This is a genomic window from Streptomyces sp. NBC_01551 (assembly GCF_026339935.1).
In the GTDB taxonomy this organism is placed as follows: Bacteria; Actinomycetota; Actinomycetes; order Streptomycetales; family Streptomycetaceae; genus Streptomyces.
This window is the reverse complement of sequence record NZ_JAPEPX010000001.1, coordinates 4,825,721-4,850,237: the sequence shown is the minus strand read 5'-3', so window position 1 is coordinate 4,850,237 and position 24,517 is coordinate 4,825,721. Positions and strand designations below refer to the sequence as shown.

27 protein-coding genes, 5 tRNA genes and 1 pseudogene are annotated in these 24,517 nt (G+C 71.2%); 7 read left to right on the top strand and 26 right to left on the bottom strand.

Going from position 1 to position 24,517, the window contains the following annotated elements; genetic code table 11:
- Positions 1-55: 55 nt before the first annotated feature.
- Together OG982_RS22115 and OG982_RS22110 are read right to left on the bottom strand one after the other, a co-directional pair.
- Entirely contained in the window at positions 56-271 is a 216-nt protein-coding gene (locus tag OG982_RS22115; protein ID WP_008739933.1) for a hypothetical protein, read from the bottom strand.
- A gap of 349 nt (positions 272-620) precedes the next feature.
- Complete coding sequence (locus tag OG982_RS22110; protein ID WP_008739932.1) at positions 621-902, bottom strand: acylphosphatase; 282 nt, start codon at positions 900-902, stop codon at positions 621-623.
- Between the two features lie 131 nt (positions 903-1,033).
- On the opposite strand from OG982_RS22110, the gene OG982_RS22105 reads away from it, so the two are divergent.
- Complete coding sequence (locus OG982_RS22105) at positions 1,034-1,966, top strand: CAP domain-containing protein (protein WP_266784116.1); 933 nt, start codon at positions 1,034-1,036, stop codon at positions 1,964-1,966.
- Positions 1,967-2,040: 74 nt separating this feature from the next.
- Positions 2,041-2,454, top strand: coding sequence for a helix-turn-helix domain-containing protein (locus tag OG982_RS22100; protein WP_266784118.1), 414 nt, complete (start codon positions 2,041-2,043; stop codon positions 2,452-2,454).
- Here OG982_RS22100 and mutM read toward each other — a convergent pair.
- From mutM to OG982_RS22055, 9 genes are all read right to left on the bottom strand, one after another.
- Positions 2,427-3,287 carry a bifunctional DNA-formamidopyrimidine glycosylase/DNA-(apurinic or apyrimidinic site) lyase gene (mutM, locus tag OG982_RS22095; protein ID WP_266784120.1) on the bottom strand — a complete coding sequence of 287 codons (861 nt, stop codon included), beginning with the start codon at positions 3,285-3,287 and terminating at the stop codon, positions 2,427-2,429. The two genes, OG982_RS22100 and mutM, sit on opposite strands and share 28 nt — an antisense overlap.
- Before the next feature lie 131 nt (positions 3,288-3,418).
- Positions 3,419-4,249 carry a ribonuclease III gene (rnc, locus tag OG982_RS22090; protein WP_266784122.1) on the bottom strand — a complete coding sequence of 277 codons (831 nt, stop codon included), beginning with the start codon at positions 4,247-4,249 and terminating at the stop codon, positions 3,419-3,421.
- Between the two features lie 19 nt (positions 4,250-4,268).
- Positions 4,269-4,442, bottom strand: a complete 174-nt coding sequence (rpmF, locus tag OG982_RS22085; protein WP_003965982.1) for a 50S ribosomal protein L32 — start codon at positions 4,440-4,442, stop codon at positions 4,269-4,271.
- A gap of 2 nt (positions 4,443-4,444) precedes the next feature.
- A complete protein-coding gene (locus tag OG982_RS22080) occupies positions 4,445-5,155 on the bottom strand; it encodes a DUF177 domain-containing protein (protein WP_266784124.1) in 711 nt (236 codons plus the stop codon).
- A 68-nt stretch (positions 5,156-5,223) separates the two neighbouring features.
- The gene (locus OG982_RS22075) at positions 5,224-6,276 is read right to left on the bottom strand and encodes an ATP synthase F0 subunit B (protein WP_266784126.1); all 1,053 of its coding nucleotides are present in this window, start codon (positions 6,274-6,276) and stop codon (positions 5,224-5,226) included.
- 103 nt (positions 6,277-6,379) lie between these two features.
- A complete protein-coding gene (coaD, locus tag OG982_RS22070; protein WP_266949958.1) occupies positions 6,380-6,859 on the bottom strand; it encodes a pantetheine-phosphate adenylyltransferase in 480 nt (159 codons plus the stop codon).
- 14 nt (positions 6,860-6,873) lie between these two features.
- The gene (gene rsmD, locus OG982_RS22065) at positions 6,874-7,452 is read right to left on the bottom strand and encodes a 16S rRNA (guanine(966)-N(2))-methyltransferase RsmD (RefSeq protein ID WP_266784128.1); all 579 of its coding nucleotides are present in this window, start codon (positions 7,450-7,452) and stop codon (positions 6,874-6,876) included.
- A 62-nt stretch (positions 7,453-7,514) separates the two neighbouring features.
- Positions 7,515-9,707 (bottom strand): ATP-dependent DNA helicase RecG, encoded by a 2,193-nt coding sequence (gene recG / locus OG982_RS22060; protein WP_266949143.1) that lies wholly within the window; start codon positions 9,705-9,707, stop codon positions 7,515-7,517.
- Positions 9,708-9,733: 26 nt separating this feature from the next.
- Positions 9,734-11,389, bottom strand: a complete 1,656-nt coding sequence (locus OG982_RS22055; protein WP_266949141.1) for a DAK2 domain-containing protein — start codon at positions 11,387-11,389, stop codon at positions 9,734-9,736.
- Between the two features lie 250 nt (positions 11,390-11,639).
- Between OG982_RS22055 and rpmB the strand changes: the two genes are divergently transcribed.
- Entirely contained in the window at positions 11,640-11,825 is a 186-nt protein-coding gene (rpmB, locus tag OG982_RS22050) for a 50S ribosomal protein L28 (RefSeq protein ID WP_007266795.1), read from the top strand.
- Between the two features lie 161 nt (positions 11,826-11,986).
- Here the strand turns inward: rpmB and thiD are convergent, their stop codons facing one another.
- Both thiD and OG982_RS22040 read right to left on the bottom strand, forming a co-directional pair.
- On the bottom strand, positions 11,987-12,790 hold the full coding sequence (gene thiD / locus OG982_RS22045) for a bifunctional hydroxymethylpyrimidine kinase/phosphomethylpyrimidine kinase (RefSeq protein ID WP_266784134.1): 804 nt from the start codon (positions 12,788-12,790) through the stop codon (positions 11,987-11,989).
- Entirely contained in the window at positions 12,787-13,770 is a 984-nt protein-coding gene (locus tag OG982_RS22040; RefSeq protein WP_266784136.1) for a thiamine-phosphate kinase, read from the bottom strand. The genes thiD and OG982_RS22040 overlap by 4 nt, the downstream gene beginning before the upstream one ends.
- A 245-nt stretch (positions 13,771-14,015) precedes the next feature.
- On the opposite strand from OG982_RS22040, the gene OG982_RS22035 reads away from it, so the two are divergent.
- Positions 14,016-14,249, top strand: a complete 234-nt coding sequence (locus tag OG982_RS22035) for an Lrp/AsnC family transcriptional regulator (RefSeq protein ID WP_030028650.1) — start codon at positions 14,016-14,018, stop codon at positions 14,247-14,249.
- Positions 14,250-14,272: 23 nt separating this feature from the next.
- The gene (locus tag OG982_RS22030) at positions 14,273-14,764 is read left to right on the top strand and encodes a DUF3515 domain-containing protein (RefSeq protein WP_266784138.1); all 492 of its coding nucleotides are present in this window, start codon (positions 14,273-14,275) and stop codon (positions 14,762-14,764) included.
- 94 nt (positions 14,765-14,858) lie between these two features.
- Here the strand turns inward: OG982_RS22030 and OG982_RS22025 are convergent, their stop codons facing one another.
- From OG982_RS22025 to OG982_RS22015, 3 genes are read right to left on the bottom strand one after another with little or no spacing between them, the layout of a single operon-like run.
- Positions 14,859-16,016: a D-alanine--D-alanine ligase family protein gene (locus tag OG982_RS22025; protein ID WP_266784140.1), complete on the bottom strand. Its 1,158-nt coding sequence runs from the start codon at positions 16,014-16,016 to the stop codon at positions 14,859-14,861.
- 39 nt (positions 16,017-16,055) lie between these two features.
- Positions 16,056-17,066 carry an NAD(P)H-dependent glycerol-3-phosphate dehydrogenase gene (locus tag OG982_RS22020; RefSeq protein ID WP_266784142.1) on the bottom strand — a complete coding sequence of 337 codons (1,011 nt, stop codon included), beginning with the start codon at positions 17,064-17,066 and terminating at the stop codon, positions 16,056-16,058.
- On the bottom strand, positions 17,063-17,815 hold the full coding sequence (locus OG982_RS22015; protein WP_266784144.1) for a 1-acyl-sn-glycerol-3-phosphate acyltransferase: 753 nt from the start codon (positions 17,813-17,815) through the stop codon (positions 17,063-17,065). The genes OG982_RS22020 and OG982_RS22015 overlap by 4 nt, the downstream gene beginning before the upstream one ends.
- Positions 17,816-18,057: 242 nt before the next feature.
- Between OG982_RS22015 and cofC the strand changes: the two are divergent.
- Positions 18,058-18,657, top strand: a pseudogene (gene cofC / locus OG982_RS22010) (2-phospho-L-lactate guanylyltransferase); the annotation flags it as partial.
- A 321-nt stretch (positions 18,658-18,978) separates the two neighbouring features.
- On the opposite strand, the gene OG982_RS22005 reads toward cofC, so the two are convergent.
- From OG982_RS22005 to leuC, 4 genes are all read right to left on the bottom strand, one after another.
- On the bottom strand, positions 18,979-19,650 hold the full coding sequence (locus OG982_RS22005; RefSeq protein WP_266784146.1) for an HU family DNA-binding protein: 672 nt from the start codon (positions 19,648-19,650) through the stop codon (positions 18,979-18,981).
- Positions 19,651-19,794: 144 nt separating this feature from the next.
- On the bottom strand, positions 19,795-20,022 hold the full coding sequence (locus tag OG982_RS22000) for a hypothetical protein (RefSeq protein ID WP_008739877.1): 228 nt from the start codon (positions 20,020-20,022) through the stop codon (positions 19,795-19,797).
- Between the two features lie 137 nt (positions 20,023-20,159).
- Positions 20,160-20,753 (bottom strand): 3-isopropylmalate dehydratase small subunit, encoded by a 594-nt coding sequence (gene leuD, locus OG982_RS21995; protein WP_266784148.1) that lies wholly within the window; start codon positions 20,751-20,753, stop codon positions 20,160-20,162.
- 3 nt (positions 20,754-20,756) lie between these two features.
- The gene (leuC, locus tag OG982_RS21990; protein ID WP_266784150.1) at positions 20,757-22,181 is read right to left on the bottom strand and encodes a 3-isopropylmalate dehydratase large subunit; all 1,425 of its coding nucleotides are present in this window, start codon (positions 22,179-22,181) and stop codon (positions 20,757-20,759) included.
- Positions 22,182-22,300: 119 nt separating this feature from the next.
- Between leuC and ndgR the strand changes: the two genes are divergently transcribed.
- On the top strand, positions 22,301-23,017 hold the full coding sequence (gene ndgR, locus OG982_RS21985) for an IclR family transcriptional regulator NdgR (protein WP_007266782.1): 717 nt from the start codon (positions 22,301-22,303) through the stop codon (positions 23,015-23,017).
- A 175-nt stretch (positions 23,018-23,192) separates the two neighbouring features.
- Here ndgR and OG982_RS21980 read toward each other — a convergent pair.
- From OG982_RS21980 to OG982_RS21955, 6 genes are all read right to left on the bottom strand, one after another.
- A tRNA-Glu gene (locus tag OG982_RS21980) sits at positions 23,193-23,265 on the bottom strand.
- Between the two features lie 22 nt (positions 23,266-23,287).
- A tRNA-Gln gene (locus OG982_RS21975) sits at positions 23,288-23,359 on the bottom strand.
- A gap of 24 nt (positions 23,360-23,383) precedes the next feature.
- A tRNA-Glu gene (locus OG982_RS21970) sits at positions 23,384-23,456 on the bottom strand.
- Between the two features lie 64 nt (positions 23,457-23,520).
- Positions 23,521-23,593, bottom strand: a tRNA-Glu gene (locus tag OG982_RS21965).
- A 27-nt stretch (positions 23,594-23,620) separates the two neighbouring features.
- Positions 23,621-23,692, bottom strand: a tRNA-Gln gene (locus OG982_RS21960).
- 87 nt (positions 23,693-23,779) lie between these two features.
- Positions 23,780-24,508, bottom strand: coding sequence for an HAD family hydrolase (locus OG982_RS21955; protein WP_266784152.1), 729 nt, complete (start codon positions 24,506-24,508; stop codon positions 23,780-23,782).
- Positions 24,509-24,517: the final 9 nt, after the last annotated feature.

Here is a 24,517-nt window from a genome sequence, read left to right as displayed (position 1 = left end):
AGGCGTCCCTTGCAGATCATGCGGGGCTGGAGTCGAGCAACGAGTTGAGCGCGGATCAGGTGAGCGCAGGCTCCGCCTGGGGTACGTCGATGCCGATGCTGTCCAGCAGCGAGTCTCCGTGCTGAGCGGCGGCCGCGTTCAGCGCGTCGTTTTCGGACTGAATCCGTACGAGCTCGGACTCAAGGTCCTGGACGCGCTGCTGAAGCCGTCGCATCTCGGCGAGGAGTCGCGGATCGGAACCGCCGACGTAACCGAGAAGCGCCTTTGCCATGATGGATGGTCCTCCACACTGAGTGACCGACCGAAGCGGTGTGGGTCGTGAGGGAATCGCACCCGCGGATGTCCGACAGCGACTGTCAGTCACTGCGCTGACTACTGCCAGCGCTGCCAAACAGCTCAGGTGCGCGGGGCTTCCAGCGTCTCACCAAAAAGTTTGACGGTCAACACGATCACGCCCCGTATCGGCGGGCAGCCCGGGCCCCGCAAGGGGCGTGGAGATCATCCTCGGTTCCGAGCCTTCCACGAATCGCCCCCGCCGGCAACGCCGCGGGGATGAATGCGCAGATCCGACCATGTGCGGACCATAGAGAGATCTGATCAGGGCATGATCAGTCGATCGGTCACCTGATCGCGAACCCGTCATAGCCACCGCGCGGTGTGCCCCAGATCTCTGTCACCCCGTCCACTCGTCCGGGCGTGTCGGCGGACGTCAGCCACTCCAGCAGCCGGTGGCAATTCTCACGTTGACCTTCCGCCACAACCTGCACTCGGCCGTCGTCGAGATTGAGCGCGAAGCCGACGACCCCGCCGATCTCCAGAGCATTGGCCCTGGTAAACCAACGGAACCCCACTCCCTGTACACGGCCGCGTACCCACGCGGTCATGCGGACATCTGCATTCATGCGTGAACGCTAACCGGGCAAACAAATTCCGGACACATCGCCCCCCGGGCCCCATGGGCTACAGTCGCGCTCCAATGAGCTCACCCTTTCGGGCGAGCAACATCCGCACTTGCAAGGAAAGACGAGCCTCCATGGGACGCCACGGACTCCACGCCGCGCCGCGCCGCGCCGGCAAGCGCGCCGTCGTGCGCAACAGCCTCCTCGGCGTCTCCGTGGCCGTGGCCCTCGGCACCGCGGCCGTCACCACCGGGCTGGTGCCGGTCGGCAGCGCCTTCCCGTACGTCGGCCCCGGCGCCGACGGCGGGACCGAGGCGAAGACCAAGGCCGTGGCCAAGCTCTCGCCGAGCGCCGACAGGATGGAGCCGCAGCAGAACGGCCTCGCCAACCTGTCCGGCCGCGCCTCCTCCGTCCCCGTACCGCGCACCGCCTCCCCGTCGGCCTCGCCCTCGCCCTCCGCGTCGCCCTCGAAGCCGGCCTCCCCGGCCCCGTCCCCCTCGGCCTCCGCCACCACCTCCGCCTCCGCCGCGGCTTCGCCCAAGCCGGCCGCGACGCCGTCCCCGGCCGCTTCCGCCGAGGCCCCGGCGAAGACCGCCGCCCCGAAGCCGAAGCCGAAGCCGACCCCGCCGCCGGCGAAGCCGACCGCCCCGACGGCCGCACCGACGACCGCCCCCACGCCCGATGACGGCCACTCCGCCGAGGAAGCCGCCGTGGTCACCCTGGTGAACCAGGAGCGGGCACAGGCCGGCTGCGGTCCGGTCCGGGCGAACCCGCCGCTCGCGGCGCTGGCCGCGGCGTACAGCAAGGACATGGCCGTACGGGGCTTCTTCGACCACACCGACCCCGACGGAAACACCCCCTGGACCCGCGCGCAGAACGCCGGCATCGCGGGCCTCGGCGGCGAGAACATAGCCCGGGGCCAGGGTGACGCCGAGGCCGTGATGAAGGCGTGGATGAACAGCCCGGGCCACAAGGCGAACATCCTCAACTGCGAGTTCCGCACCCTGGGCGTCGGCGTGTACGTCGCCGACGGCGGCCCGTGGTGGACCCAGGACTTCGGCTTCTGAGGCGCACGGCAGGATGATCACTAACCATGGGAGAGCGCACTCCCCTGGTTAGCGCCACGGAGTACGCTTTCGCCATGGAGACTCCTGCCGGCACCGAAGCCGTCGCCCCCGCCGAGGCCGACCCGCCCTTCGACGTCTTCGCGCGCGCCTGCCCGTCCCGCGAGACCCTGGAGCACGTCACCGGCCGCTGGGGCAGCCTCACCGTGGGCGCCCTGCGCGAGGGCCCGTGCCGGTTCAACGAACTGCGCCGCCGGGTGGAGGGCGTGAGCGAGAAGATGCTCTCCCAGACCCTGCACGCGCTGGAGCGCGACGGCATCGTCAACCGCGAGGCCCAGCCGGTGAACCCGCCCCGCGTCGACTACGAGCTGACCCCGCTCGGCCGCGAGGTCGCCGACCGGCTGAGCGCGCTGATCGACCTCCTGGAGGGCAGCATGCCGCAGGTGCTGACCGCCCGAGCGGCCTACGACACCACGCGCGGCGGCCGCTGACAGCGCGGGCAGAAGTAGCTGGACCGGTTCATCCACGGCCTCCGCCGCATCGGCGTACCGCAGCGCCGGCACGGCTCGTCCTCGCGCCCGTAGGCGTCGAGGGACCGGTCGAAGTACCCGGACTCGCCGTTCACGTTGACGTAGAGGCTGTCGAAGCTGGTGCCGCCCACGGCGAGGGCCGCGTTCATCACGTCCCGCACGTGGCCGAGGAGTTCCGCGCTCCGGGGGCGGGTGAGGGTGGCGGTGGGGCGCTCGTAGTGCAGCTTGGCGCGCCACAGCGCCTCGTCCGCGTAGATGTTGCCGACGCCGCTGATCAGGGACTGGTCCAGCAGGGCCCGCTTGACGGTGCTCCGCTTGGCACGCAGCGCGAGGTGGTAGGCGGCCTCGTCGAACAGCGGGTCCAGGGGGTCGCGCGCGATGTGGGCGATGACGTCGGGCAGCCCGTCGGGGGTGTTCTCGTGGAGCGAGAGCCCGCCGAAGGTGCGCTGGTCGACGAAGCGGAGTTCGGTGCCGGTGGCGTCGTCGAACCGGACCCGGATCCGCAGGTGCTTCTCGTCCGGGGCGTCGGCCGGCTGCACGAGCAGCTGCCCGCTCATGCCGAGGTGGCCGAGCACGGACAGGTCCCGCCCCTCGACGGGCAGCCACAGGTACTTGCCGCGCCGCCGGGGCACCCCGAAGGTCTCGCCCCGCAGCCGGGCGGCGAAGTCGGCTCCCCCGGCGGGGTGCCTGCGTACGGCGCGCGGGTGCAGCACCTCGACGTCCACGATGGTCCGCCCGGCCACCCAGCGCTCCAGACCGCGCCGGACGACTTCGACTTCGGGCAGCTCGGGCACGGTGTTCCTCCGGAGGGGGCGCGGGTCTCTTCCGCCCGAGCCTACCGGCCGCCCCTGCCCCGGAAACGGGCCCGCCCGCCCCTGCTGTGCAGGGGCGGGCGGGTATCCCGATGGGAAGGGCGAAGGAAGGGTCAGACGCCCGGCGTCGGATCGGCGGGCATCGGCGCCCCGTCGTCCTCGGCCTGCGCCGCCGGAGCGGCCGCGGCCGCGGCTGCCGCCGCGATCCGCTCGTCCGCGGCGGTACGGATCCCGCGCCACGCGGACTCCGCAGCCTGCTGTTCCGCTTCCTTCTTGCTGCGGCCGGTGCCGGTGCCGTACGAGACACCACCGACGCGGGCGGCAGCGGTGAAGGTCTTCTCGTGGTCCGGTCCGGTCTCGGTGACCAGGTACTCCGGTACACCAAGGCCTTCTGCTGCCGTCAGCTCCTGGAGACTGGTCTTCCAGTCCAGGCCGGCCCCGAGGTTCGAGGACTTCTCGATGAGCGGGTCGAAGAGCCGGTGGACCAGCTCCGAGGCCGCGTCGAGGCCCTGATCGAGGTAGACCGCGCCGATCACCGCTTCAAGGGTGTCGGCGAGGATGGAGGCCTTGTCCCGGCCGCCCGTGCCCTCTTCGCCCCGGCCGAGCCGGATGAAGGAGCCGAGTTCGAGGCCGCGGCCGACCTCCGCCAGTGCGCGCGAGTTGACCACAGCGGCCCGCAGTTTGGCCAGCTGGCCTTCCGGCAGGTCGGGGTGGGTCGTGTACAGCGTGTCCGTGACCACCAGGCCCAGCACGGAGTCCCCGAGGAACTCCAGCCGTTCGTTGGTGGGCAGACCGCCGTTCTCGTACGCGTACGAACGGTGGGTCAGCGCACGCACCAGAAGGGCGGACTCGAGTTGATACCCGAGCCGCCCTTCCAGAAGCGTGTGGGACGAGGCCGCGTTGTTACTGTCTGCCTGCTTCTCAGCGTTGGACAGCTCAGACATTGCGCCTCTCACCAGCCGCTCAGACCTCGAGGACCTGGCGCTTGTTGTAGGTGCCGCAGCTCGGGCACGCGATGTGCTGGAGCTTCGGCTCCTGGCAACGCTCACACGAAACCAGGGTGGGGACCGCAGCCTTCCACTGCGACCGGCGGTGGCGCGTGTTGCTGCGCGACATCTTCCGCTTCGGAACAGCCACGGCTACTTCTCCTGCTTCTCGGCGGCGCTCTGAACGTCGTCAGATGCAGTGCCGCTCATGTTGTCCTTCTCGTCGTCCTGATCGGTCACGACGAGTTCCTGCAGTGCCGCCCAACGGATGTCGACGGCGTCGTGGTGGTGGTCCGGGTCGTCGTTCAGGCTGAGCCCGCAATCGGGGCACAGTCCGAGACAGTCCTCCCGGCACACCGGCTGCAGCGGCAGTGCGAGCACCACCGCGTCGCGCAGCACGGGTTCGAGGTCGAACAAGCCGTCCTCAAGGTAGAGCGTGTCCTCGTCGTCCTCGGCGTCGTCGGCCGGCTCCGCTTTGGCGCGGCCCCGGTCGTCGGCGTCAGGGTACGAGAACATCTCCTGGAAGTCCGCCTTGAGCTCGCGCTCGACGGACTCCAGACACCTTACGCACTCCCCCGTCGCCGACGCACGGACGGTGCCTGTGACAAGCACCCCTTCCATGACCGACTCAAGACGGAGGTTGAGCTTCAGCGGGGCGCCTTCCGGAACCCCGATGACATCGGCGAGACCGAGGTCCGCCGGTGCCGCGATCTCACGGGACAGCCGCTGCATGGCACCAGGACGCCGACCCAGCTCGTGCGTGTCGAACACGAGGGGGTTGCGGTGGTCGAGGCGGGTATTCAGGGCCGTTCCTGCTTTCACAGATCGCTGAAGATCAAATATGCTGCCGCTGAAGGGCAGCATGGATCGCGGTGCATACGCGCGACCGAAGAGCCAGGATACCCGGCGCTTCGCTCTGAGCCCAATCCGGTCTAGCGGCCCTGTTCGTACTGGCGCAGCTGATCAAGGTTGATCATGCTCGTGTCGAAGAAGCTGGTCTCGTCGAGCGCCGGCTGCTGCGGGTGCTGGGGCTGCTGCGGGTGCGGCACCTGCCGGCCGTACGCGGCGTACGGATCCGGCTGCTGCTCGTAGGACGCGGCGTAGGGGTCGGGCTGCTGCGCCTGCTGCGGATAGCCGCCGTACGAGTCCTGGTAGGAGTACGGGTCCTGCTGGTGCTGGGGCTGCTGGTAGCCGTACGCGTCGTACACCGGCTCCGGGTGGGCCTGCGCCGGGATCAGCGGGGCGACGGGCGCCTCCGGCTCCGCGAGGCCCGCCAGGAAGTCCGCGTCGCTCGCCGAGCGGGACTGCTGGACGCCCGCCGCGTCCTGGGCGGCCATGTGCGCGCCGAGGTCGTCCGTCGGGACCCGGCCGAGGAGCTTCTGGCGGCCGCGCCCGACGGCCTCCAGGGTCGCCGAGAGCACCGCCTCGAAGGTGGCCAGCTTGGTGTCCACGTAGGCGTCGGCCTGCTCGCGCTGCGTCTGCGGGTCGTGGCTGCGCTCGGGGGCGTCGGTGTCCGGGTAGCCCTGGTCGTCGAGGCCCGGGCCGCGGCCGAGCAGCTTCTCGCGGCCACGGTCCACCGAGCCGATGGTCTTGCTGAGGACGACCTCGAAGTTCGCGAGCTTGCTGTCGACGTAGTCGTCGGCCTCGGCACGGATCTCCTCGGCCTCCCGGCGGGCGTCGGCCAGGATCCGGTCCGCCTCGTCCTGGGAGCGCCGCGCGACCTCGGTGTCGGAGATCAGCGAACCGCGCTGGGCGTGCGCCGACTCGATGATCCGGTCCGCCTCCCGGCGGGCCTCCTCGACCATCTGCTCCCGGTCGCCGATGAGCTCCCGGGCCTGCGCGAGCGAGCCGGGCAGGGCGCCCCGCACTTCTTCGAGCTGGGCGAGCAGCTCCGCGCGGTTGATCACGCAGGAGGCCGACATGGGCATGGACCGGGCGCCGCCGACGGCCGCGACGATCTCGTCGAGCTTCTTCTGCACGTCCATGGGGGCTCGCACTCTCTCGGCCTCAGGCGGTTCCTGAGACGGACGGGACGACTTTAAGGCCACCGGGCGATCGCCCGACACCGACTGACGTCCCGTCAGACCGTCACTTCCGGCTCAGTCGCTCGACGAGCGCCGTGTGCACGTGCGCGGGCAGCAGGTGGGCGACGTCCCCGCCCCAGGCCGCGACCTCCTTGACCAGGGAGGAGGACAGGAAGCTGTAGGTGGGGATGGTCGGGACGAACAGCGTCTCGACGCCCGACAGGCCCCTGTTCATCTGGGCCATCTGGAGCTCGTAGTCGAAGTCGCTGACCGCGCGCAGGCCCTTGACGATGGCCGGGATGTCCCGCTGCTTGCAGAAGTCGACGAGCAGGCCGTGGAAGGCCTCGACCTCGACGTTGCCGTAGTCGGCGGTCGCCTCGCGGATCAGCTCGATCCGCTCCTCGACGGTGAACAGGCCCTGCTTCGACTGGTTGATCATCACGGCGACGTGCACGACGTCGTACAGCCTGGAGGCGCGTCCGATGACGTCGAGGTGTCCGTTGTGGATGGGATCGAAGGACCCCGGACAGACGGCGCGGCGCAACTGAACTCCCTCGTTCATGAGTCTTCGCTGGTGGAGGCGGCGCGGCCGTACCAAAGGGTGCCCTCGCCGTACTTCCGCGCACGGAGCGGCTCGAACCCCTCGGGCCACGGGAAGGCGCCGCTCCTGGTGCTGCGTTCCACGGTGACCAGTGCATCGTCCGTGAGCCAGCCATTGGACCGGAGTGTGAGCAGGATCTCCCGCAGTTCCTCGTGGTCCACGGCGTACGGCGGGTCGAGGAAGACGATGTCGTACGGCTCCCCGTGCGCCGGGACCGCGACGATCTGCTCGGCCTTCCCGGCCCGGAACTCGGCGCCCGGCAGGCCGACCGCCTTGATGTTGTCCCGGATGGCCTTGGCGGCCTTCGCGTCGGGCTCGACCAGCAGCGTCTGGTCGGCGCCGCGGGAGAGGGCCTCCAGGCCGACCGCGCCGGAGCCCGCGTACAGGTCGAGCACCCGGGCGCCCTCCACGCCGTGCAGGGACTCCCAGGTGGAGAAGAGCCCTTCGCGCATCCGGTCGGAGGTCGGCCGGGTGCCGGTGCCGGGCGGCACGGTCAGCCGTCGCCCGCCGGCGCTGCCGGCGATCACGCGGGTCATCTGGGGTCCTTCGGTGGGGAGGGCGGGGACACGTTCAGGGGTTCCACGATAGGTCGTGCCGATCAGCCCTTCTCCAGGTACTGCTCGCGCTCGGTGTCGAGCAGGGCCTCCAGCGCCAGCTTCAGGCCGGGCAGCCGCTCCAGTTCGGGGTCTTCGGCGACGACGCGGGTGGCCTCCTCCCGGGCCTGGGCGATGACCTCCTCGTCCTCGATGACGGCGAGCATCCGCAGCGAGGACCGCACGCCCGACTGTGCCTGGCCCAGCACATCGCCTTCGCGGCGCTGTTCGAGGTCGATCCGGGAGAGCTCGAAGCCGTCCAGGGTGGCGGCGACGGCCGCGAGCCGGGCCCGGGCGGGGCTGGCCTCGTGCATCTCGCTGACCAGCAGGCACAGGCCGGGCGCGGAGCCCCGGCCGACGCGGCCGCGCAGCTGGTGGAGCTGGGAGACGCCGAACCGGTCCGCGTCCATGATCACCATGACGGTGGAGTTGGGGACGTTCACCCCGACCTCGATGACGGTGGTGGCGACCAGCACCTTGACCTCGCCGGCGGCGAACCGGCGCATGACGTCGTCCTTGTCGGCGGGGTCCATCCGACCGTGCAGCACCTCGACGCTCAGCCCGGCCAGCGCTCCGCGCGTCAGCTGCTGGGCGATCTCCAGGACGGCGAGCGGCGGCCGCTTGTCGCCGTCGTCCTCGGCGGCCTTCTTCTTGGGGTCGTCCTCCCCGTCCCCGATGCGGGGGCAGACCACATACGCCTGGTGCCCCTTCTCGACCTCCTCGCGGACCCGTTCCCAGGCCCGGGCCAGGAAGTGCGGCTTGTCCTTGGCGGGCACCACGTGGGTGGCGATCGGGGAGCGCCCGGCCGGCAGCTGGTCGAGGACGGAGGTCTCCAGGTCGCCGAAGACGGTCATCGCGACCGTGCGCGGGATCGGGGTCGCCGTCATCACGAGCAGGTGCGGCGGCTGCTTCCCCTTGGAGCGCAGCGCGTCGCGCTGTTCGACGCCGAAGCGGTGCTGCTCGTCCACGACGACCAGGCCGAGGTCGTGGAACTGCACCTTGTCCTCGATCAGCGCGTGCGTGCCGATCACGATCCCGGCCTCGCCGGTGACCAGGTCGAGCAGCGCCTGGCGGCGCGCGGGCATCCCCATGGACCCGGTGAGCAGCACGACCTTGGTGCCCTGATCCGATCCGCCGAGCATGCCGCCCTCGGCGAGCTCGCCCATCATCTCGGTGATGGACCGGTGGTGCTGCTGCGCGAGCACCTCGGTGGGAGCGAGCATCGCGGCCTGCCCGCCGGAGTCCACGACGGCGAGCATGGCCCGCAGCGCCACCATCGTCTTCCCGGAGCCCACCTCGCCCTGGAGGAGGCGGTGCATGGGGTGTTCGGTGGCCAGGTCGTCGAAGATCTCCTTGGAGACGGTCTGCTGGCCCTCGGTGAGGGTGAAGGGGAGTTTGGCGTCGAAGGCGTCGAGCAGGCCGCCCGGGGTGGGGCGGCGGGGGACGGCCGGGAGCTGGGAGTCGGCGTGCCGGCGGCGGGCCAGTGCGACCTGGAGGACGAAGGCCTCGTCCCACTTCAGGCGCTGGCGGGCGTCCTCGATGTCGGCCTTGGTGCCCGGGCGGTGGATCTTGAGGAGGGCCTCGGTGAGCGGGACCAGTCCGCGGCCCTCGCGCAGGGCGGGCGGCAGCGGGTCCACGGCCTCCTGGGCGCTGGGCAGGACGGCGTCCACGCATTTGGCGATCTTCCAGGACTCCAGCTTGGCGCAGGCCGGGTAGATCGGGATGAGCCGGCCCGCGAAGGCGGTGGCGGCGTCCCGGTCGGAGGCGTCCGCGCCGAGCGGCTCGTAGGCGGGGTGGGAGAGCTGGAGCTTGCGGTTGAACATGCCGACCTTGCCCGCGAACATGGCGCGGGTGCCCGGCAACAGGTCCTTGTGCGGCTTGTGGACCCCGGCCCCGAAGAAGACCAGCTGGAGGCGGCCGTTGCCGTCGGTGATGGTGACCTCCAGGCGTTTGCCGCGGCCGCCGTTGAAGGTGAGGATCCGGGCGTCCGCGACCTGGGCCACGACCGTCACGTGCTCGTCGAGCTGGTCGGCGAGCTCGGCCAGCGAGGTCAGCTCACCGCGCTCCGCGTACCGGCGCGGGTAGTGGTGGAGGAGGTCCAGGGCCGTGTGCAGGCCGAGCTGCTCGGCCAGCACCTTGGCGGTGGCGGGGCCGAGCGTCTTCTTGAGGTCTTCGTCGAGCGCGGGCACGTGTTCCATTGCACACCATGGCGCTGACAACCCGGCTATTCGACCCCGATGAGGAGCGGCGCCGAGTACCGCCCGCCCCGGTAGGTGACGGTGTCCACGGCCAGGTGCCCGTGCTGTACGTAGGCCTCCAGGTGCTCGGCGAGGGCGTCGGGCACCTCCGGTCCGAGGACCAGCGTGACGAGTTCGCCGCCGGAGCCGAGCATCCGCTCCAGCACCGCCTCGGCGGTCTGCGCCAGGCCCGCGCCGATGACGGCGACGTCCCCGTCGATCAGGCCGAGGACGTCCCCGGCCTGGCAGATCCCGGCGGAGGTGAACGACTGGCGTTCGGCGACGGCCAGTTCCGCGTACCGGGTGGCGCCGGCGGCGGCGGTCATGGCGACCACGTCCTCGTCGAAGCTGCCCTCCGGGTCGTGCACGGCCAGCGCGGCCAGCCCCTGCACGGCGGACCGGGTCGGGATCACGGCCACCCGCACGCCGTCGGCCCGGGCCTGTTCGGCGGCGGCACCGGCGGCCGCCCGCCAGTCGGCGCCGCCCGGCAGCAGCACCACCTCGCGGGCGTGGGCCCGCCGGATGGCGTCGGCCAGTTCCGCCGCGGCCGGGACCTCACCGGGCCGGGCGAGCACGGTGGTGGCGCCCGCCTCGGCGCACAGCCCGGCCAGCCCCTCGCCGGGGACCACGGCGACCACGGCCCGCTGGGCGCGCTCGCCGCGGCCGCGGCGTCGCTCGTCGCCGAAGTGGGTGATGCGGATCCGGTACGGCCGCCCGGCGACCACGCCGGCCTCCACCGCCGCGCCGGGGTCGTCGACGTGGACGTGGACGTTCCAGAGCCCGTCGCCGCCGACCACCACCAGGGAGTCGCCGAGTCCGTCGAGCCGGGCGCGGAGCGCCCCCACCGCCGCCTCGGTGGCCTCCAGCAGGTAGATCACCTCGTACGCGGGTCCGCCCTGCTCCTCGGCGCACGGCTCCGGCGCCCGCGGCACCGACACGGCCCGCCCGCGTACGGGCTCCCGCTCGGGTTCCTGCCCGGACAGCGCCTGCCACAGCGCCCCGAGTACGGCGACCAGCCCGCAGCCCCCGGCGTCGACCACCCCGGCCCGCCCCAGCGCGGCCAGCTGCCCCGGGGTCTCCGCCAGGGCCGCGCGGGCCCCGTCGTAGGCCGCCCGGGCCACGTCGGCGGCGGTCCCGGCAGCGCTCCCGACGGCCTCGCCGGCCCGCGCGGCGGCGCCCGCGACGGTGAGCATGGTGCCCTCGACCGGGTGCGCGACGGCCTGGTAAGCCTCCTCGGCGGCCCGGGTCAGCGCCTGCGCGAGCAGCGGGCCGGGGCCGCGCCCCTCGGGCTCGGCGCCGAGCACGTCGGCGACCCCGCGCAGCAGCTGCGCCAGGATCGTCCCGGAGTTGCCCCGGGCGCCTATGAGCGCGCCGTGCGCGTAGGCCCGTACCGCCTCGGACAGGGAGGGCCGGGCTGTGGCGTCGCTCACGTCCGCGGACCCGTGCCCGAAGGCGGCGTCCAGGGCGCGGTCGGCGGACTCGGCGGTCAGGTAGAGGTTGGTGCCCGTGTCGGCGTCCGCGACCGGGTAGACGTTGATCGCGTCGATGTCCTCGCGGGCCCGGCCCAGTGCGGCCAGGGCGAGCGAGCTCCAGGTGCGCACCGCTTCGGCGTCGAGGGTGTGCGGCTGAGGCTCGTGCGGCACCGGGCGTTCCTCCTTGTGCGGGCCGGGGTTCACCGCAGGGTAACGAAGGGCGGCCCGCACCCCGGGACCCCGGGGCGGGGTCGGCGGCGGTCATGGTAGTTTTCTTGGACGGACGCAGTCGTTGTATGCTGCTCCGGTTGCCCGACGAGAGTCGGGCCATTCCCCCGGCAAACCACTCAGACTTCCTCAGACTTCTGATCCGGTGCGCCGGATTTCACTGTAAGTGCATCTGAAGTCTTTGGAGTGACCTGTGGCTGCCAACTGCGACGTTTGCGCCAAGGGGCCGAGCTTCGGCAACAACATCTCCCACTCGCACCGCCGCACCTCGCGTCGCTGGAACCCGAACATCCAGCGCGTCCGTGCCGTGGTCAATGGGACGCCGAAGCGCCTCAACGCCTGCACCTCGTGCATCAAGGCCGGCAAGGTCTCGCGCTGACGCCACCCGTCGTAGCGCAGCCCCTTCCGGTTGCCAAGAAGGCCGGTCCACCCTGGTGGACCGGCCTTTTGCCTTGCCCGAACGGCGTTGCCCGAACGGCGAGGACCCGAGAGAGACCACCGCGTCACGTGACGCGGTGGTCTTTTCCGTCCCGCCGGCGCTCAGCGGCGCCACTGCCAGGCGTGGTCCACCGGCCCGATGCCGCCGCCCAGGGCGAAGCCGGCGGCGATGGCGCCCGTGACGTACTCCTTGGCCGCCGTGACGGCCGCCGGGACCTCCAGGCCCTTGGCCAGGCCGGCCGCGATGGCGCTCGCCAGGGTGCAGCCCGTGCCGTGCGTGTGCCGGTTGTCGTGCCGGGGCGCGCGCAGCCACAGCTCGTCGGCCCCGTCCGTCAGCAGGTCCACGGCCTCGCTCCCGTGCGCCGCGAGGTGGCCGCCCTTGATCAGCGCCCAGCGGGGCCCGTACCCGAGGACCGCGTCGGCGGCCCGCCGCATGTCGTCCTCGCTCTCCACGGCCACCCCGGTGAGCTGGGCGACCTCGTCCAGGTTCGGTGTGGCCACGGTGGCCCGGGGCAGCAGTTCCTTGCGTACGGCTTCCAGCGCCGAGGAGGCGAGCAGCGCGTCCCCGTGCTTGGAGACGCCGACGGGGTCCACGACGGCGGGGGCGGGGGTGCCGGCGAGCAGTTCGGCGACCGTCTCGACCAGCACGGCGGATGACAGCATCCCGGTCTTCACCGCCCGCACGCCGATGTCGTCCACCACGGCCCGGTACTGCGCCCTGACGGCCTCGGCCGGCAGCTCCCAGGCGCCCTTCACCCCGAGCGAGTTCTGCGCGGTCACGGCGGTCACCACGCTCATCCCGTGGACGCCGAGCGCCAGCATGGTCTTGAGGTCGGCCTGGATGCCCGCGCCGCCGCCGGAGTCGGATCCGGCGACGGTCAGGCACAGCGGCGGGGCGGCGGTCACCGGGGGGCGTCCTCGGGGGCCGGGTCGGCGCCGAAGTGGTCCCAGCCGCCGGTGGTGTGCCAGGGAGCACCGTCCACGGTCACCTGGGGCTGCGCGGAGGGGTTCAGCACCTCCCCGATGACCTTCCAGCGGGCCGGGAGCTTCACGTCGGGCGGGAAGGTCGCCACGATCGCGTGGTCCTCTCCCCCGGTGAGCACCCACTGGAGCGGGTCCACGCCGACGGCCTGGCCGATGTCGTGCATCTGGGTCGGGATGTCCACGGCGGCCGAGCGCAGGTCGATCCGTACCTTGCTGGCCTCGGCGATGTGCCCGAGGTCGGCGATCAGGCCGTCGCTGACGTCCGTCATGGCGGTGGCGCCGAGTCCGGCGGCCGCGGGGCCGGCGTGGTACGGCGGCTCGGGGCGCCGGTGCGCCTCGACGAAGGCCCGCGGTGAGCGGAAGCCGCGCGAGAGCACCGCGAAACCGGCGGCGGACCAGCCGAGCCAGCCGGTGACGGCGACGACGTCGCCGGGCTGGGCGCCGGAGCGCAGCACGGGCTCGTGGTTGCGCAGGTCGCCGAGGGCGGTGATGGCCACGGTGATGGTGTCGCCGCGGACGACGTCGCCGCCGACGACGGCCGCGCCGGCGACCTGGCACTCGTCGCGCAGGCCGTCCATCAGCTCGGTGGGCCAGGTGACCGGCAGTTCGGCCGGGACGACGAGGCCGAGCAGCAGCGCGGTCGGCACCGCGCCCATGGCGGCGATGTCGGCGAGGTTCTGCGCGGCGGCCTTGCGGCCGACGTCGTAGGCGGTGGACCAGTCGCGGCGGAAGTGCCTGCCTTCGAGCAGGATGTCCGTGCTCGCCACGACCCGCCGGTCGGGGGCCGACACCACCGCGGCGTCGTCGCCGGGTCCGAGCCGGACCGCCGGGGTGGTGGTGAGCCGTGAGGTGAGCTCTCGAATGAGCCCGAACTCCCCCAGCTCGCCCACAGTGCCCTTCATCGCTGTGCCCCTTCTTGCCCAGTCCGCTTGCGGTCGCGAGCCGTCACAGCTCTGGGTACCGTCAACAGATACGTCAACTTCTGCTCTTCGTACGCCCCGCCGTGCGTGGCGCCGGGCCCCCGGGTCTCCCCGCGGCGCTCGGCGACGCGGTACCGTGGCGTCCCTTCTTCCCCGGGCCCGCGTGATCTCCCTGGGCCCATCCGAAGGTTAGGGGAAATGATCCTCGTGGCCGCCCTGGAGGTTCCGTGGTACAGGCGTACATCCTTATCCAGACCGAGGTGGGCAAGGCGTCGTTCGTCGCCGAGTCCATCGGCCAGATCCCGGGGGTGATCCAGGCGGAGGACGTGACGGGCCCGTACGACGTGATCGTCCGCGCCCAGGCCGACACCGTGGACGAACTCGGCCGCATGGTGGTCGCCAAGGTCCAGCAGGTGGAGGGGATCACCCGCACCTTGACCTGCCCGGTGGTCCATCTGTAGCCCCCGTCTACTCTTGGCCGGTGATGTCCCTCCACCGCCGGCCGTTCCGTCTGCTCGCCCTGCCCACCCTGGCGGCCGTCCTGGCCCTCGCGGGCTGTGCCCCGGGCGATTCCGAGGCCCGGGTGGATCCGCCGCCCACGCCGCCCGCCGACGTCGCGGGGCTCTGTGCGGCACTGCACGAGAAGCTCCCGGAGAAGGTGGCCGGCCTGGCGCGGACCACCACCCGGCCCGCGTCGGATCTGACGGCCGCGTGGGGCGGCTCGGCGATCGTACTGCGGTGCGGTATCCCCAAGCCCCCCAAGATGGCCGATCCGGATCTGGACGGCCTGGAGGTCAACGGGGTCAGCTGGCTGGTGGAGCGGCTGCCCGACGGCGGTGCCCGCTTCACCACCGGGCTGCGGCTGGCGTACACGGAGGTGCAGGTCGACAAGGAGCATGGCACGGACGCGGGCCTGCTCGTCGGACTGTCCGCCGCGGTGGGCGAGGCCGTGCCCAAGGGCATCTCGTCCTACTGACGTCAGGGGCCGTAGCCCGTTGCCCCCCGTTCTCACAGCGACCGCCCGCCGGATGTCCCGGCGGGCGGTCGCTGTCGTACGGCTGGACGCGCGGCTAGCGCAGCCCGGTGGAGCGGCGCAGGGCGGCCTGGATCAGGCGGTCGACCAGTTCCTGGTACTCGACGCCGGACTCCTGCCACATGCGCGGGTACATGGAGATCGGCGTGAAGCCGGGCATGGTGTTGATCTCGTTGATGACGAAGGTGCCGTCCTCGGTGAGGAAGAAGTCGGCACGCACCAGGCCCTCGCAGGACGCGGCCTCGAAAGCCTCGATCGCGAGCCGCCGCACCTCGTCGGTCTGCTCCGGCGTGAGCGGGGCGGGCACGATTCCGGAGGCGGAGTCGATGTACTTCGCCTCGAAGTCGTAGAAGTCGTGGCTGGAGACCGGCGGGATCTCGGCGGGGACGCTCGCGCGCGGCCCGTCCTCGAATTCCAGCACGCCGCACTCGATCTCGCGGCCGCGCAGCAGCGCCTCGACGATGATCTTCGGGTCGTGCTGCTGGGCCTCGTGGATCGCCGCGTCCAGGCCGGAGACGTCGTCGACCTTGGTGATGCCGATCGAGGAGCCGGCCCGGGCGGGCTTGATGAACAGCGGCCAGCCGTGCTCGTCGGCGAAGTCCAGGATCCGGCCGCGGGCGGCGTCGGGGTCGACGGTCCACTCGCGGGGGCGGATGGTGACGTACGGGCCGACGTTCAGCCCGAAGGACGTGAACACCCGCTTCATGTAGTCCTTGTCCTGGCCGACGGCCGAGGCGAGGACGCCGGAGCCGACGTACGGGATCCCGGCGAGCTCCAGCAGCCCCTGGAGGGTGCCGTCCTCGCCGTACGGGCCGTGCAGCATCGGGAAGACGACGTCGACCTCGCCCAGGGCCTTGGGGACGGCGCCCGGCTCGGTGTAGACGACCTCGCGGTTGGCGGGGTCGACCGAGAGCACGACGGCGCCGTCCTCGGAGTCGGCCAGGTCGTCGACGTTGGGGAGCTTCCGGTCGGCGATGGCCATCCGGGACGGCTCGTCGGCGGTCAGCGCCCACCGGCCGTCGGTGGTGATGCCGATGGGCAGCACCTCGTACTTGGACCGGTCGATGGAGCGCAGCACGGCGCCCGCGGTGACGACCGAGATGGCGTGTTCCGAGCTGCGGCCGCCGAACACGACGGCCACGCGGGGCTTGCGGCCCTGCTGCTCAGGGGTCTGGGGGAGGTTCTCGCTGCTCATATCGCCACGACGATACCCGCTCACACGTCCGGAATGGAGTCAGCGGCGTTCCGGTTTGGCGCTGCGTCCCATCAGCTCCTTCAGCGCGACCAGTGGGGGCTTGCCGTGGTGGACGATGTCGACGACGGTGTCGGTGATCGGCATGTCCACTTCGTGGCGCCGTGCCAGATCGGCCACCGACTGGCAGGACTTGACCCCTTCGGCGGTCTGCTTCGTGACCGCGATGGTCTCCTCCAGGGTCATCCCGCGGCCGAGGTTGGTGCCGAAGGTGTGGTTCCGGGAGAGCGGTGAGGAGCAGGTGGCGACCAGGTCGCCGAGGCCCGCGAGGCCGGAGAAGGTGAGCGGGTCGGCGCCCATCGCGAGACCCAGGCGGGTGGCTTCGGCAAGGCCGCGGGTGATGAGCGAGCCCTTGGTGTTGTCGCCGAGGCCCATGCCGTCCGCGATGCCGACGGCGAGGCCGATGACGTTCTTGACGGCGCCGCCGAGTTCGCAGCCGATGACGTCGGTGCTGGTGTACGGGCGGAAGTACGGGGTGTGGCAGGCGGCCTGGAGCCGCCGGGCGACGGCCTCGTCCACGCAGGCCACCACGGACGCGGCGGGCTGGCGGGCGACGATCTCGCGGGCGAGGTTGGGGCCGGTGACGACGGCGACGCGCTCGGCGGGGACCTTGGCCACCTCCTCGATGACCTCGCTCATCCGCTTGGCGCTGCCGAGTTCGATGCCCTTCATCAGGGAGACGAGCACGGTGTCGGCGGGCAGCAGCGGGGCCCATTCGGCGAGGTTGCCGCGCAGGGTCTGGGAGGGGATGGCGAGGACGGCGAAGTCGGCGCCGCGGGCCGCCTCGGCGGCGTCGGCGGTGGCCCGCATGTTGGCGGGGAGTTCGACGCCGGGGAAGTAGTCCGGGTTGGTCCGGCCGGTGTTGATGGCGTCGACGACCTCCTGGCGGCGGCCCCAGAGGGTCACCTCGCAGCCGGCGTCGGCGAGCACCATGCCGAAGGCCGTGCCCCAGGAGCCGGTTCCGTAGACGGCTGCCTTCACGGGACGTGTCACTTGCTGTCCTCCCCCGCGGCCTGTCGCCGCTGTTGCGCCCGGGCCTTGCGATGGTCGTACGGCTGCTCGGGCGCCCGCTCGCCCCGCAGCTCCTCCAGGAGCGCGGTGATGGCCGCCATGATGGCCTCCGTGGCGTCCCTGAGGACGTCCGGGGTGGGTTCGCGGTCGTAGAACTCGGAGAGGTCGACGGGCGGTCCGGCCATCACCCGGAGGGTCTTGCGCGGGAACAGCCGGATCTTGTTCTCCTTGGCGTAGGGCGGCATCGCGAGGTTCGCGCCCCACTGGGCCACCGGAATGACGGGCGCCCTGGTCATCAGCGCGACGCGGGCGGCGCCGGTCTTGCCGGCCATCGGCCACATGTCGGGGTCCCGGGTGAGGGTGCCCTCCGGGTAAAAGGCCACGCATTCGCCGGTCTCGATGGCGGCCACGGCGGCCCGGAATGCGTCCAGGGCGTTGGTGGACTCCCGGTAGACGGGGATCTGGCCTGACCCGCGCAGGATCGAGCCGACAAAAGGCACCTTGAAGAGGGCGGCCTTCGCGAGCAATCGCGGCACCCGGCCGGTGTTGTACTGGAAGTGCGCGTACGACAGCGGGTCCAGATACGAGTTGTGATTGACGGCGGTGATAAATCCGCCCTCGGCCGGAATGTGCTCCATTCCCCGCCAGTCCCGCTTGAAGAGCACTACCAGCGGCGGTTTCGCGATCACCGCTGCCAGGCGGTACCAGAAGCCGATTCTGCGGCGGGACACTCGAACACCTTCCTCTAGGACCGGCGTGTGGATTGGGCACTCGTCGGCCGGACAAGTGTGGCCCCGGATTCCGGTCGCTGTCGAGAACACCGTACGCCCCGCTCGTGGCAGCCAACCCCCGGGTGGGCCGGGTGAAGGCGACAATGGGCCGAGGCATGACCCGGCCATGACCCGGCCATGGTCTACGCGGGCGCGGGAGCGCGCCGGAGGGGAAGGAGTCGGTCACGAGCACCGTATGGAGTCTGGTGGTCCCGCTGAAGCCCTTGGCCGTGGGCAAGAGCCGTCTCGCGGCGGCGGTGGGCGCATGGCGTCCGGGGCTCGCGCTGGCGTTCGCGCAGGACACCGTGGCGGGCGCCCTGGCCTGCGCGGCGGTCGCCGATGTGGTGGTCGTCACGGACGACTCGCTGGCCGGGCCGGAACTGGCCCGGCTCGGCGCCCGGATCGTCCCGGACGTCCCCGGGGCCGGGCTCAACGCGGCGCTGGCCCACGGGGCGCGGGCGGTACGGGCGGGCCGCCCGGGCTGCGCCGTGGCCGCGATGAACGCGGACCTGCCGGCGCTGCGCCCACCGGAATTGCTACGCGTGCTCGAAACCGCTTCGGCATTTCCCCGGGCATTTCTGGCGGATGCGGCGGGAATCGGGACGACCTTGCTTTCCGCTGCTCCGGACGTGGAATTGGCACCCTCGTTCGGCGGCCCCTCGCGGGCCCGGCATTCCGCCTCGGGGGCGGTGGAAATGGCCCTGGCGGGTGTCGACAGCGTGCGCCGGGACGTGGACACGGCGGCGGATCTGCGGACCGCCCTCGCCCTCGGCGTGGGGCGGCACACGGCCCGATACAGTGCCCGTATGCAGGCGACCGCGTATACGTACGACTCCCAGACCCGAAGCGGCAGTGTGCTGCTGGACGACGGCACCCCGGTGCCTTTCGAGGCCCCGGCGTTCGACGCGGGCGGCCTGCGGCTGCTGCGCCCCGGTCAGCGGGTCCGGATCGAGACGGACGGCGAGGGCGCGGGGCTGCGGATCACCCTGATCACCCTGCAGACCTTCTGAGCCGCAGCCCCTCTGAGCTGCGCGAACGTCCCTGACGCGATCATCCCTGAACAGCACCGCGGGCCGGCTTCCCCAGACGAGGGGAAGCCGGCCCGGCGTGTGTGACTGTCGGCCTTACTTCTTGCGGGCCGTGGTCTTCTTCGCGGTGGTCTTGCGCGCCGTCGTCTTCTTGGCGGGCGCGGTGGTCTTGGCGGTGGCCTTCTTGGCCGCCGGAGCGGTCTTCTTGGCGGTGGTCGCGGTCTTCTTGGCCGTGGCCGCCGCCTTCTTGACGGTGGCCTTCTTCGCCGCCGGCGTGGCCTTCTTCGCCACGGCGGTCTTCGCGGTGGCCTTCTTGACGGCCGCGGTGGTCTTCTTGGCGACGGTCTTCTTCGCGACCGCGGTCTTCGCCGCCGCCTTCTTGGCGGTGGTGGCCTTCTTGGCCGCGGCCTTCTTGACCGTCGCGGAAGCACCTCCGGTGAGGCTGCCCTTGGGGGCCTTCTTCACCGACACCTCGCCGCCCTTGGGGAGCTTCTTGGTGCCGCTGACCAGGTCCTTGAACCCCTGGCCCGCGCGGAAACGGGGCACGGAGGTCTTCTTGACCCGGACGCGCTCACCGGTCTGCGGGTTGCGGGCGTAACGGGCCGGACGGTCGACCTTCTCGAACGAGCCGAAGCCCGTGACCGAGACCCGGTCGCCCGCGACGGTCGCGCGGACGATGGCGTCCAGTACCGCGTCGACGGCGTCCGCGGCCTGCTGGCGGCCGCCCAGCTTGTCGGCAATCGCTTCTACGAGCTGCGCCTTGTTCACGTCTTCCCCTTCGGAGACTTCGCCAGAACGAATGTGTTCAAGCTTATTTCGCACGTTAGGCGGATATATACCGCAAATCAAACACGAAACGGGCTAATCACCCTAGTGCCGCAACGATGTAGGCCGTTACGGAGTTCCTTCGCATCAGTCGCCTTCAGGGAATCGACCCTCGTCGAGGTCCTTCATCAACCTGTCCAGGCGCCTTGCCGCATCGGCGAGATCATGCTTCGCCGCGGCCGTGACGACCAACAGCTTCCGGGACAGCGCCATCCTTACGCCCTCCGGGACTTGCAGCGTGCGCACCCTTGTGTGTGCTTCTTTCAATCGGTCCGCGACGAGTTCGTAGAGCTCAAGTTGACTGTCGCGTTCCATGCACAGATTGTGCCATCTGGGGCGAGTTGTCGCCTCACGGGGCCTCAACACACAGCTGTGCCCCCCACCGGAAGGTGGGGGGCACAGCGTCGGCATTGTGATCACCCAAGGGCGAATAAGCGCTGATCAGGCCGGAATCAGGCCCGAATCGTACGCGGCTTGTAGGCGGGCCGGGCGCTTTCGTAGGTGGCGATGTCCGCTTCGTTCTGAAGGGTGAGCGAGATGTCGTCCAGCCCCTCCAGCAGGCGCCAGCGGGCGTTGTCGTCGAGCTCGAACTCCGCCTCGACGCCCTCCGCTCGGACCTGGCGGGCGACCAGGTCGACGGTGATCTCGGCGGTGGGGTCGGCCTCGGTCAGCTCCCACAGCCGGTCGACGGTCTCCTGCGGCAGGACCACGGTCAGCAGACCGTTCTTCAGCGAGTTGCCGCGGAAGATGTCGGCGAACCGGGAGGAGATGACCGTCTTGAAGCCGAAGTTCTGCAGGGCCCACACGGCGTGCTCGCGCGAGGAACCGGTGCCGAAGTCGGGGCCCGCGACCAGCACGGTCGCGCCCGCGCGCTCCGGGCGGTTCGTGACGAACTCCGGGTCCTTGCGCCAGGCCTCGAAGAGCCCGTCCTCGAACCCGTCGCGGGTGATCTTCTTCAGCCAGTGGGCCGGGATGATCTGGTCGGTGTCGACGTTGCTGCGGCGCAGCGGGACGGCCCGGCCGGTGTGGGTGGTGAAGGCTTCCATGGTTCAGACTCCGGCGGTCGCGGTGGCGTCGGACAGATCGGCGGGCGAGGCCAGATGGCCCAGCACCGCGGTGGCGGCGGCCACCTGCGGGGAGACCAGGTGGGTGCGTCCGCCCTTGCCCTGCCGGCCCTCGAAGTTGCGGTTGGAGGTGGACGCGGAGCGCTCACCGGGCGCCAGTTGGTCGGGGTTCATGCCCAGACACATCGAGCAGCCCGCGTGCCGCCATTCGGCGCCGGCCTCCTTGAAGACCTTGTCCAGGCCCTCTTCCACGGCCTGGAGCGCGACGCGGACCGAGCCCGGGACGACCAGCATCCGTACGCCGTCGGCGACTTTGCGGCCCTCGATGATCCCGGCCACGGCGCGCAGGTCCTCGATGCGGCCGTTGGTGCAGGAACCTACGAAGACGGTGTCAACCGTGATGTCCCGCAGCGGCTGCCCGGCCGTCAACCCCATGTATTCCAGGGCCTTTTCGGCGGCGTGGCGCTCCGAAGCGTCCTCGTACGAAGCGGGGTCGGGGACGTTGGCCGACAGCGGCGCGCCCTGGCCGGGGTTGGTGCCCCAGGTGACGAACGGGGACAGCGCGGCGCCGTCGATGACGACCTCCGCGTCGAAGACGGCGTCGTCGTCGGTGCGCAGGGTCTGCCAGTAGGCGACCGCCGCGTCCCAGTCCTCGCCCGCGGGGGCGTGGTCGCGGCCCCGCAGGTAGTCGAAGGTGGTCCGGTCGGGGGCGATCATGCCCGCGCGGGCGCCGGCCTCGATCGACATGTTGCAGATGGTCATGCGGGCTTCCATCGAGAGCTTCTCGATGGCCTCGCCGCGGTATTCCAGGATGTAGCCCTGGCCGCCGCCGGTGCCGATCTTCGCGATGATGGCCAGGATCAGGTCCTTGGCGGTGACGCCCTCGGCCAGCGCACCGGTGACGGTGATGGCCATCGTCTTGGGGCGGGCCAGCGGCAGCGTCTGGGTGGCCAGCACGTGCTCGACCTGACTGGTGCCGATGCCGAAGGCCAGCGCGCCGAAGGCGCCGTGCGTGGAGGTGTGCGAGTCGCCGCAGACCACGGTGGTGCCCGGCTGGGTCAGGCCCAGCTGCGGTCCCACGACGTGGACGACGCCCTGCTCGACGTCGCCCAGCGAGTGCAGGCGTACGCCGAACTCGGCGCAGTTCGCCCGCAGCGTCTCCAGCTGGGCGCGGGAGACGGGGTCGGCGATCGGCTTGTCGATGTCGATGGTGGGGGTGTTGTGGTCCTCGGTCGCGATGGTGAGGTCCAGGCGACGGACCTTGCGGCCGGCCTGCCGCAGACCTTCGAAGGCCTGGGGGCTGGTCACCTCGTGCAGCAGGTGCAGATCGATGAAGAGGAGGTCGGGCTCGCCCTCGGCGCGCCGGACGACATGGTCGTCCCAGACCTTCTCCGCGAGTGTCCTACCCATCGCTTTCCCTCCGGCTCACCGTCCCGGGTCCAGTGGTTCGTGGACCCGTACATACAGACTCGCTGGTTCTTGGAAAAATTGAACTTGCGTTTCACAGTGTGAGACGTGAATATCGTTTCATGGACAACTCTAGCGGCGTCGGCGTTCTCGACAAGGCAGCTCTGGTATTGAGCGCACTGGAGTCCGGTCCGGCCACCCTCGCCGGGCTGGTCGCGGCGACAGGGCTCGCACGACCCACGGCACATCGCCTCGCCGTGGCACTGGAACACCACCGGATGGTGGCGAGGGACATGCAGGGCCGGTTCATCCTCGGCCCGCGGCTGGCAGAGCTTGCCGCCGCGGCCGGCGAGGACCGCCTGCTGGCCACGGCCGGACCGGTGCTCACCCACCTCCGCGACGTGACGGGCGAGAGCGCGCAGCTCTACCGGCGTCAGGGCGACATGCGCATCTGCGTGGCCGCGGCCGAGCGGCTGTCGGGTCTGCGCGACACCGTGCCGGTGGGCTCCACGCTCCCGATGAAGGCCGGTTCGGCAGCACAGATCCTGATGGCCTGGGAGGAGCCCGAGCGGCTCCACCGGGGTCTGCAGGGCGCGCGCTTCACGGCGACGGCGCTCTCGGGCGTACGGCGCCGCGGCTGGGCGCAGTCGATCGGCGAGCGGGAGCCCGGCGTGGCCTCCGTCTCGGCGCCGGTGCGCGGGCCGTCGAACCGCGTGGTGGCCTCCGTGTCGGTCTCCGGGCCGATCGAGCGCCTGACCCGGCACCCGGGGCGGATGCACGCCCAGGCCGTCATCGACGCGGCCGCCCGCCTGACGGAGGCCCTGCGCCGCTCCGGCTGACCCGCACGGCCCTTTCCCACCACACACCCCCGGGTCCGGGGGCGCGTACGACGCCGCACACGTCCGAACACGCGCCTCCGGGCCCGTACTTACTTGCCGTGCCCGTACGCCGGGCCACCGGCCGGACAAAGCGAAGAGGCCTTCCGCGATGATCGCGAAAGGCCTCTTCCGTGCGTACCCCCGACCGGATTCGAACCGGCGCTACCGCCTTGAGAGGGCGGCGTGCTAGGCCGCTACACAACGGGGGCTAGCTGTTACTGCGGTACTACGCTGGGCTACCAGGACTCGAACCTAGAATAAGGGAACCAGAAACCCTCGTGTTGCCAATTACACTATAGCCCAAAGGTCTAGACCAGCTAGACACAGTACCCCCGACCGGATTCGAACCGGCGCTACCGCCTTGAGAGGGCGGCGTGCTAGGCCGCTACACAACGGGGGCCCTAGCGATCCTGCATCAAGACGTCCGGGAGCTACCCAAATGGAGATCTTGCGGGAAGGATCTGTACCCCCGACCGGATTCGAACCGGCGCTACCGCCTTGAGAGGGCGGCGTGCTAGGCCGCTACACAACGGGGGCAAAGCACTGCGTTACTACTGCACTGCGCTGGGCTACCAGGACTCGAACCTAGAATAAGGGAACCAGAAACCCTCGTGTTGCCAATTACACTATAGCCCACCAAAACTCAAGCCCTTGCGGTACTTTCGTTTGGTTAGCGCCCCCGTGTCCGGCCTTTCGGCCCGCTCCGGCGGCGCAGAAAGAACATTACCGGATGCCTGACCGTGCTCCAAAACGGGTATCCCCGGCCAGCAGCTCCGGGAGCCGGGCGAGCCCGGCGATCCGGTGCACACCGGAGGGAGCCGGTCCGCGCCCTCCGGCGCGGTCCAGCCAGAACGCCGTGAGCCCGGCGTCACGGGCGCCGCGCGCGTCGATCTCCGGCTGGTCACCCACGTACGCCACCTCGTGCGGCGGCAGCGCGAGCGCCTCGCAGGCGGCGAGGAAGGCCTCGGCCTCGGGCTTGCTGACGCCCAGCTCGGCGGCGCAGACCAGGACCTCGAAGCGCTCGCGCAGCCCGAGGGCGCGCAGCTTCGGGTCCTGGTTGGCCACGGAGGAGTTGGAGAGCACCCCGTGCCGGTACCCGGCCGCCAGGGCGTCCAGTACGGGCACCACGTCGGGGAACACCACCCAGGCGGCCCGGTAGTGCGCGACGTACCGCCCGAACCATTCCTCGGCCTCGTCGTCGGTCAGGTCCGGCGCGCCGAGGAAGTCCCGTACCCGGTCCCGGCGCTGGCCCTCGAAGGTGACCTCGCCGGCCCCGAAGCGCGCCCAGTGCCGGTCGGTGTGGTGGCGCCACAGGGCGAGCGCCTCGGCGGGGGTGCCGTACCGCTCCGCGAGCCCCTCGACCGTCAGGTGCCGCGCCAGCCCGGCCCGGTCCGCCCCGGTGTAGTCGAACAGGGTGTCGTCGATGTCCCACAGCACGGCGCGGATCGGCATACCGCCGAG

Bases quoted from the DNA above. Each gene is read 5' to 3' on its own strand.
- leuC (WP_266784150.1), bottom strand. From the start codon at position 22,181: ATGGGTAGGACACTCGCGGAGAAGGTCTGGGACGACCATGTCGTCCGG.
- OG982_RS21955 (WP_266784152.1), bottom strand. From the start codon at position 24,508: ATGCCGATCCGCGCCGTGCTGTGGGACATCGACGACACCCTGTTCGAC.
- rsmD (WP_266784128.1), bottom strand. From the start codon at position 7,452: ATGACCCGCGTGATCGCCGGCAGCGCCGGCGGGCGACGGCTGACCGTG.
- OG982_RS22075 (WP_266784126.1), bottom strand. From the start codon at position 6,276: ATGGACGTGCAGAAGAAGCTCGACGAGATCGTCGCGGCCGTCGGCGGC.
- OG982_RS22000 (WP_008739877.1), bottom strand. From the start codon at position 20,022: ATGGAACGCGACAGTCAACTTGAGCTCTACGAACTCGTCGCGGACCGA.
- OG982_RS22110 (WP_008739932.1), bottom strand. From the start codon at position 902: ATGAATGCAGATGTCCGCATGACCGCGTGGGTACGCGGCCGTGTACAG.
- OG982_RS22105 (WP_266784116.1), top strand. From the start codon at position 1,034: ATGGGACGCCACGGACTCCACGCCGCGCCGCGCCGCGCCGGCAAGCGC.
- OG982_RS22080 (WP_266784124.1), bottom strand. From the start codon at position 5,155: ATGCTGCCCTTCAGCGGCAGCATATTTGATCTTCAGCGATCTGTGAAA.
- OG982_RS22115 (WP_008739933.1), bottom strand. From the start codon at position 271: ATGGCAAAGGCGCTTCTCGGTTACGTCGGCGGTTCCGATCCGCGACTC.
- rnc (WP_266784122.1), bottom strand. From the start codon at position 4,249: ATGTCTGAGCTGTCCAACGCTGAGAAGCAGGCAGACAGTAACAACGCG.
- OG982_RS22030 (WP_266784138.1), top strand. From the start codon at position 14,273: ATGTCCCTCCACCGCCGGCCGTTCCGTCTGCTCGCCCTGCCCACCCTG.
- ndgR (WP_007266782.1), top strand. From the start codon at position 22,301: ATGGACAACTCTAGCGGCGTCGGCGTTCTCGACAAGGCAGCTCTGGTA.
- OG982_RS22025 (WP_266784140.1), bottom strand. From the start codon at position 16,016: ATGAGCAGCGAGAACCTCCCCCAGACCCCTGAGCAGCAGGGCCGCAAG.
- OG982_RS22040 (WP_266784136.1), bottom strand. From the start codon at position 13,770: ATGAAGGGCACTGTGGGCGAGCTGGGGGAGTTCGGGCTCATTCGAGAG.
- leuD (WP_266784148.1), bottom strand. From the start codon at position 20,753: ATGGAAGCCTTCACCACCCACACCGGCCGGGCCGTCCCGCTGCGCCGC.
- recG (WP_266949143.1), bottom strand. From the start codon at position 9,707: ATGGAACACGTGCCCGCGCTCGACGAAGACCTCAAGAAGACGCTCGGC.
- OG982_RS22100 (WP_266784118.1), top strand. From the start codon at position 2,041: ATGGAGACTCCTGCCGGCACCGAAGCCGTCGCCCCCGCCGAGGCCGAC.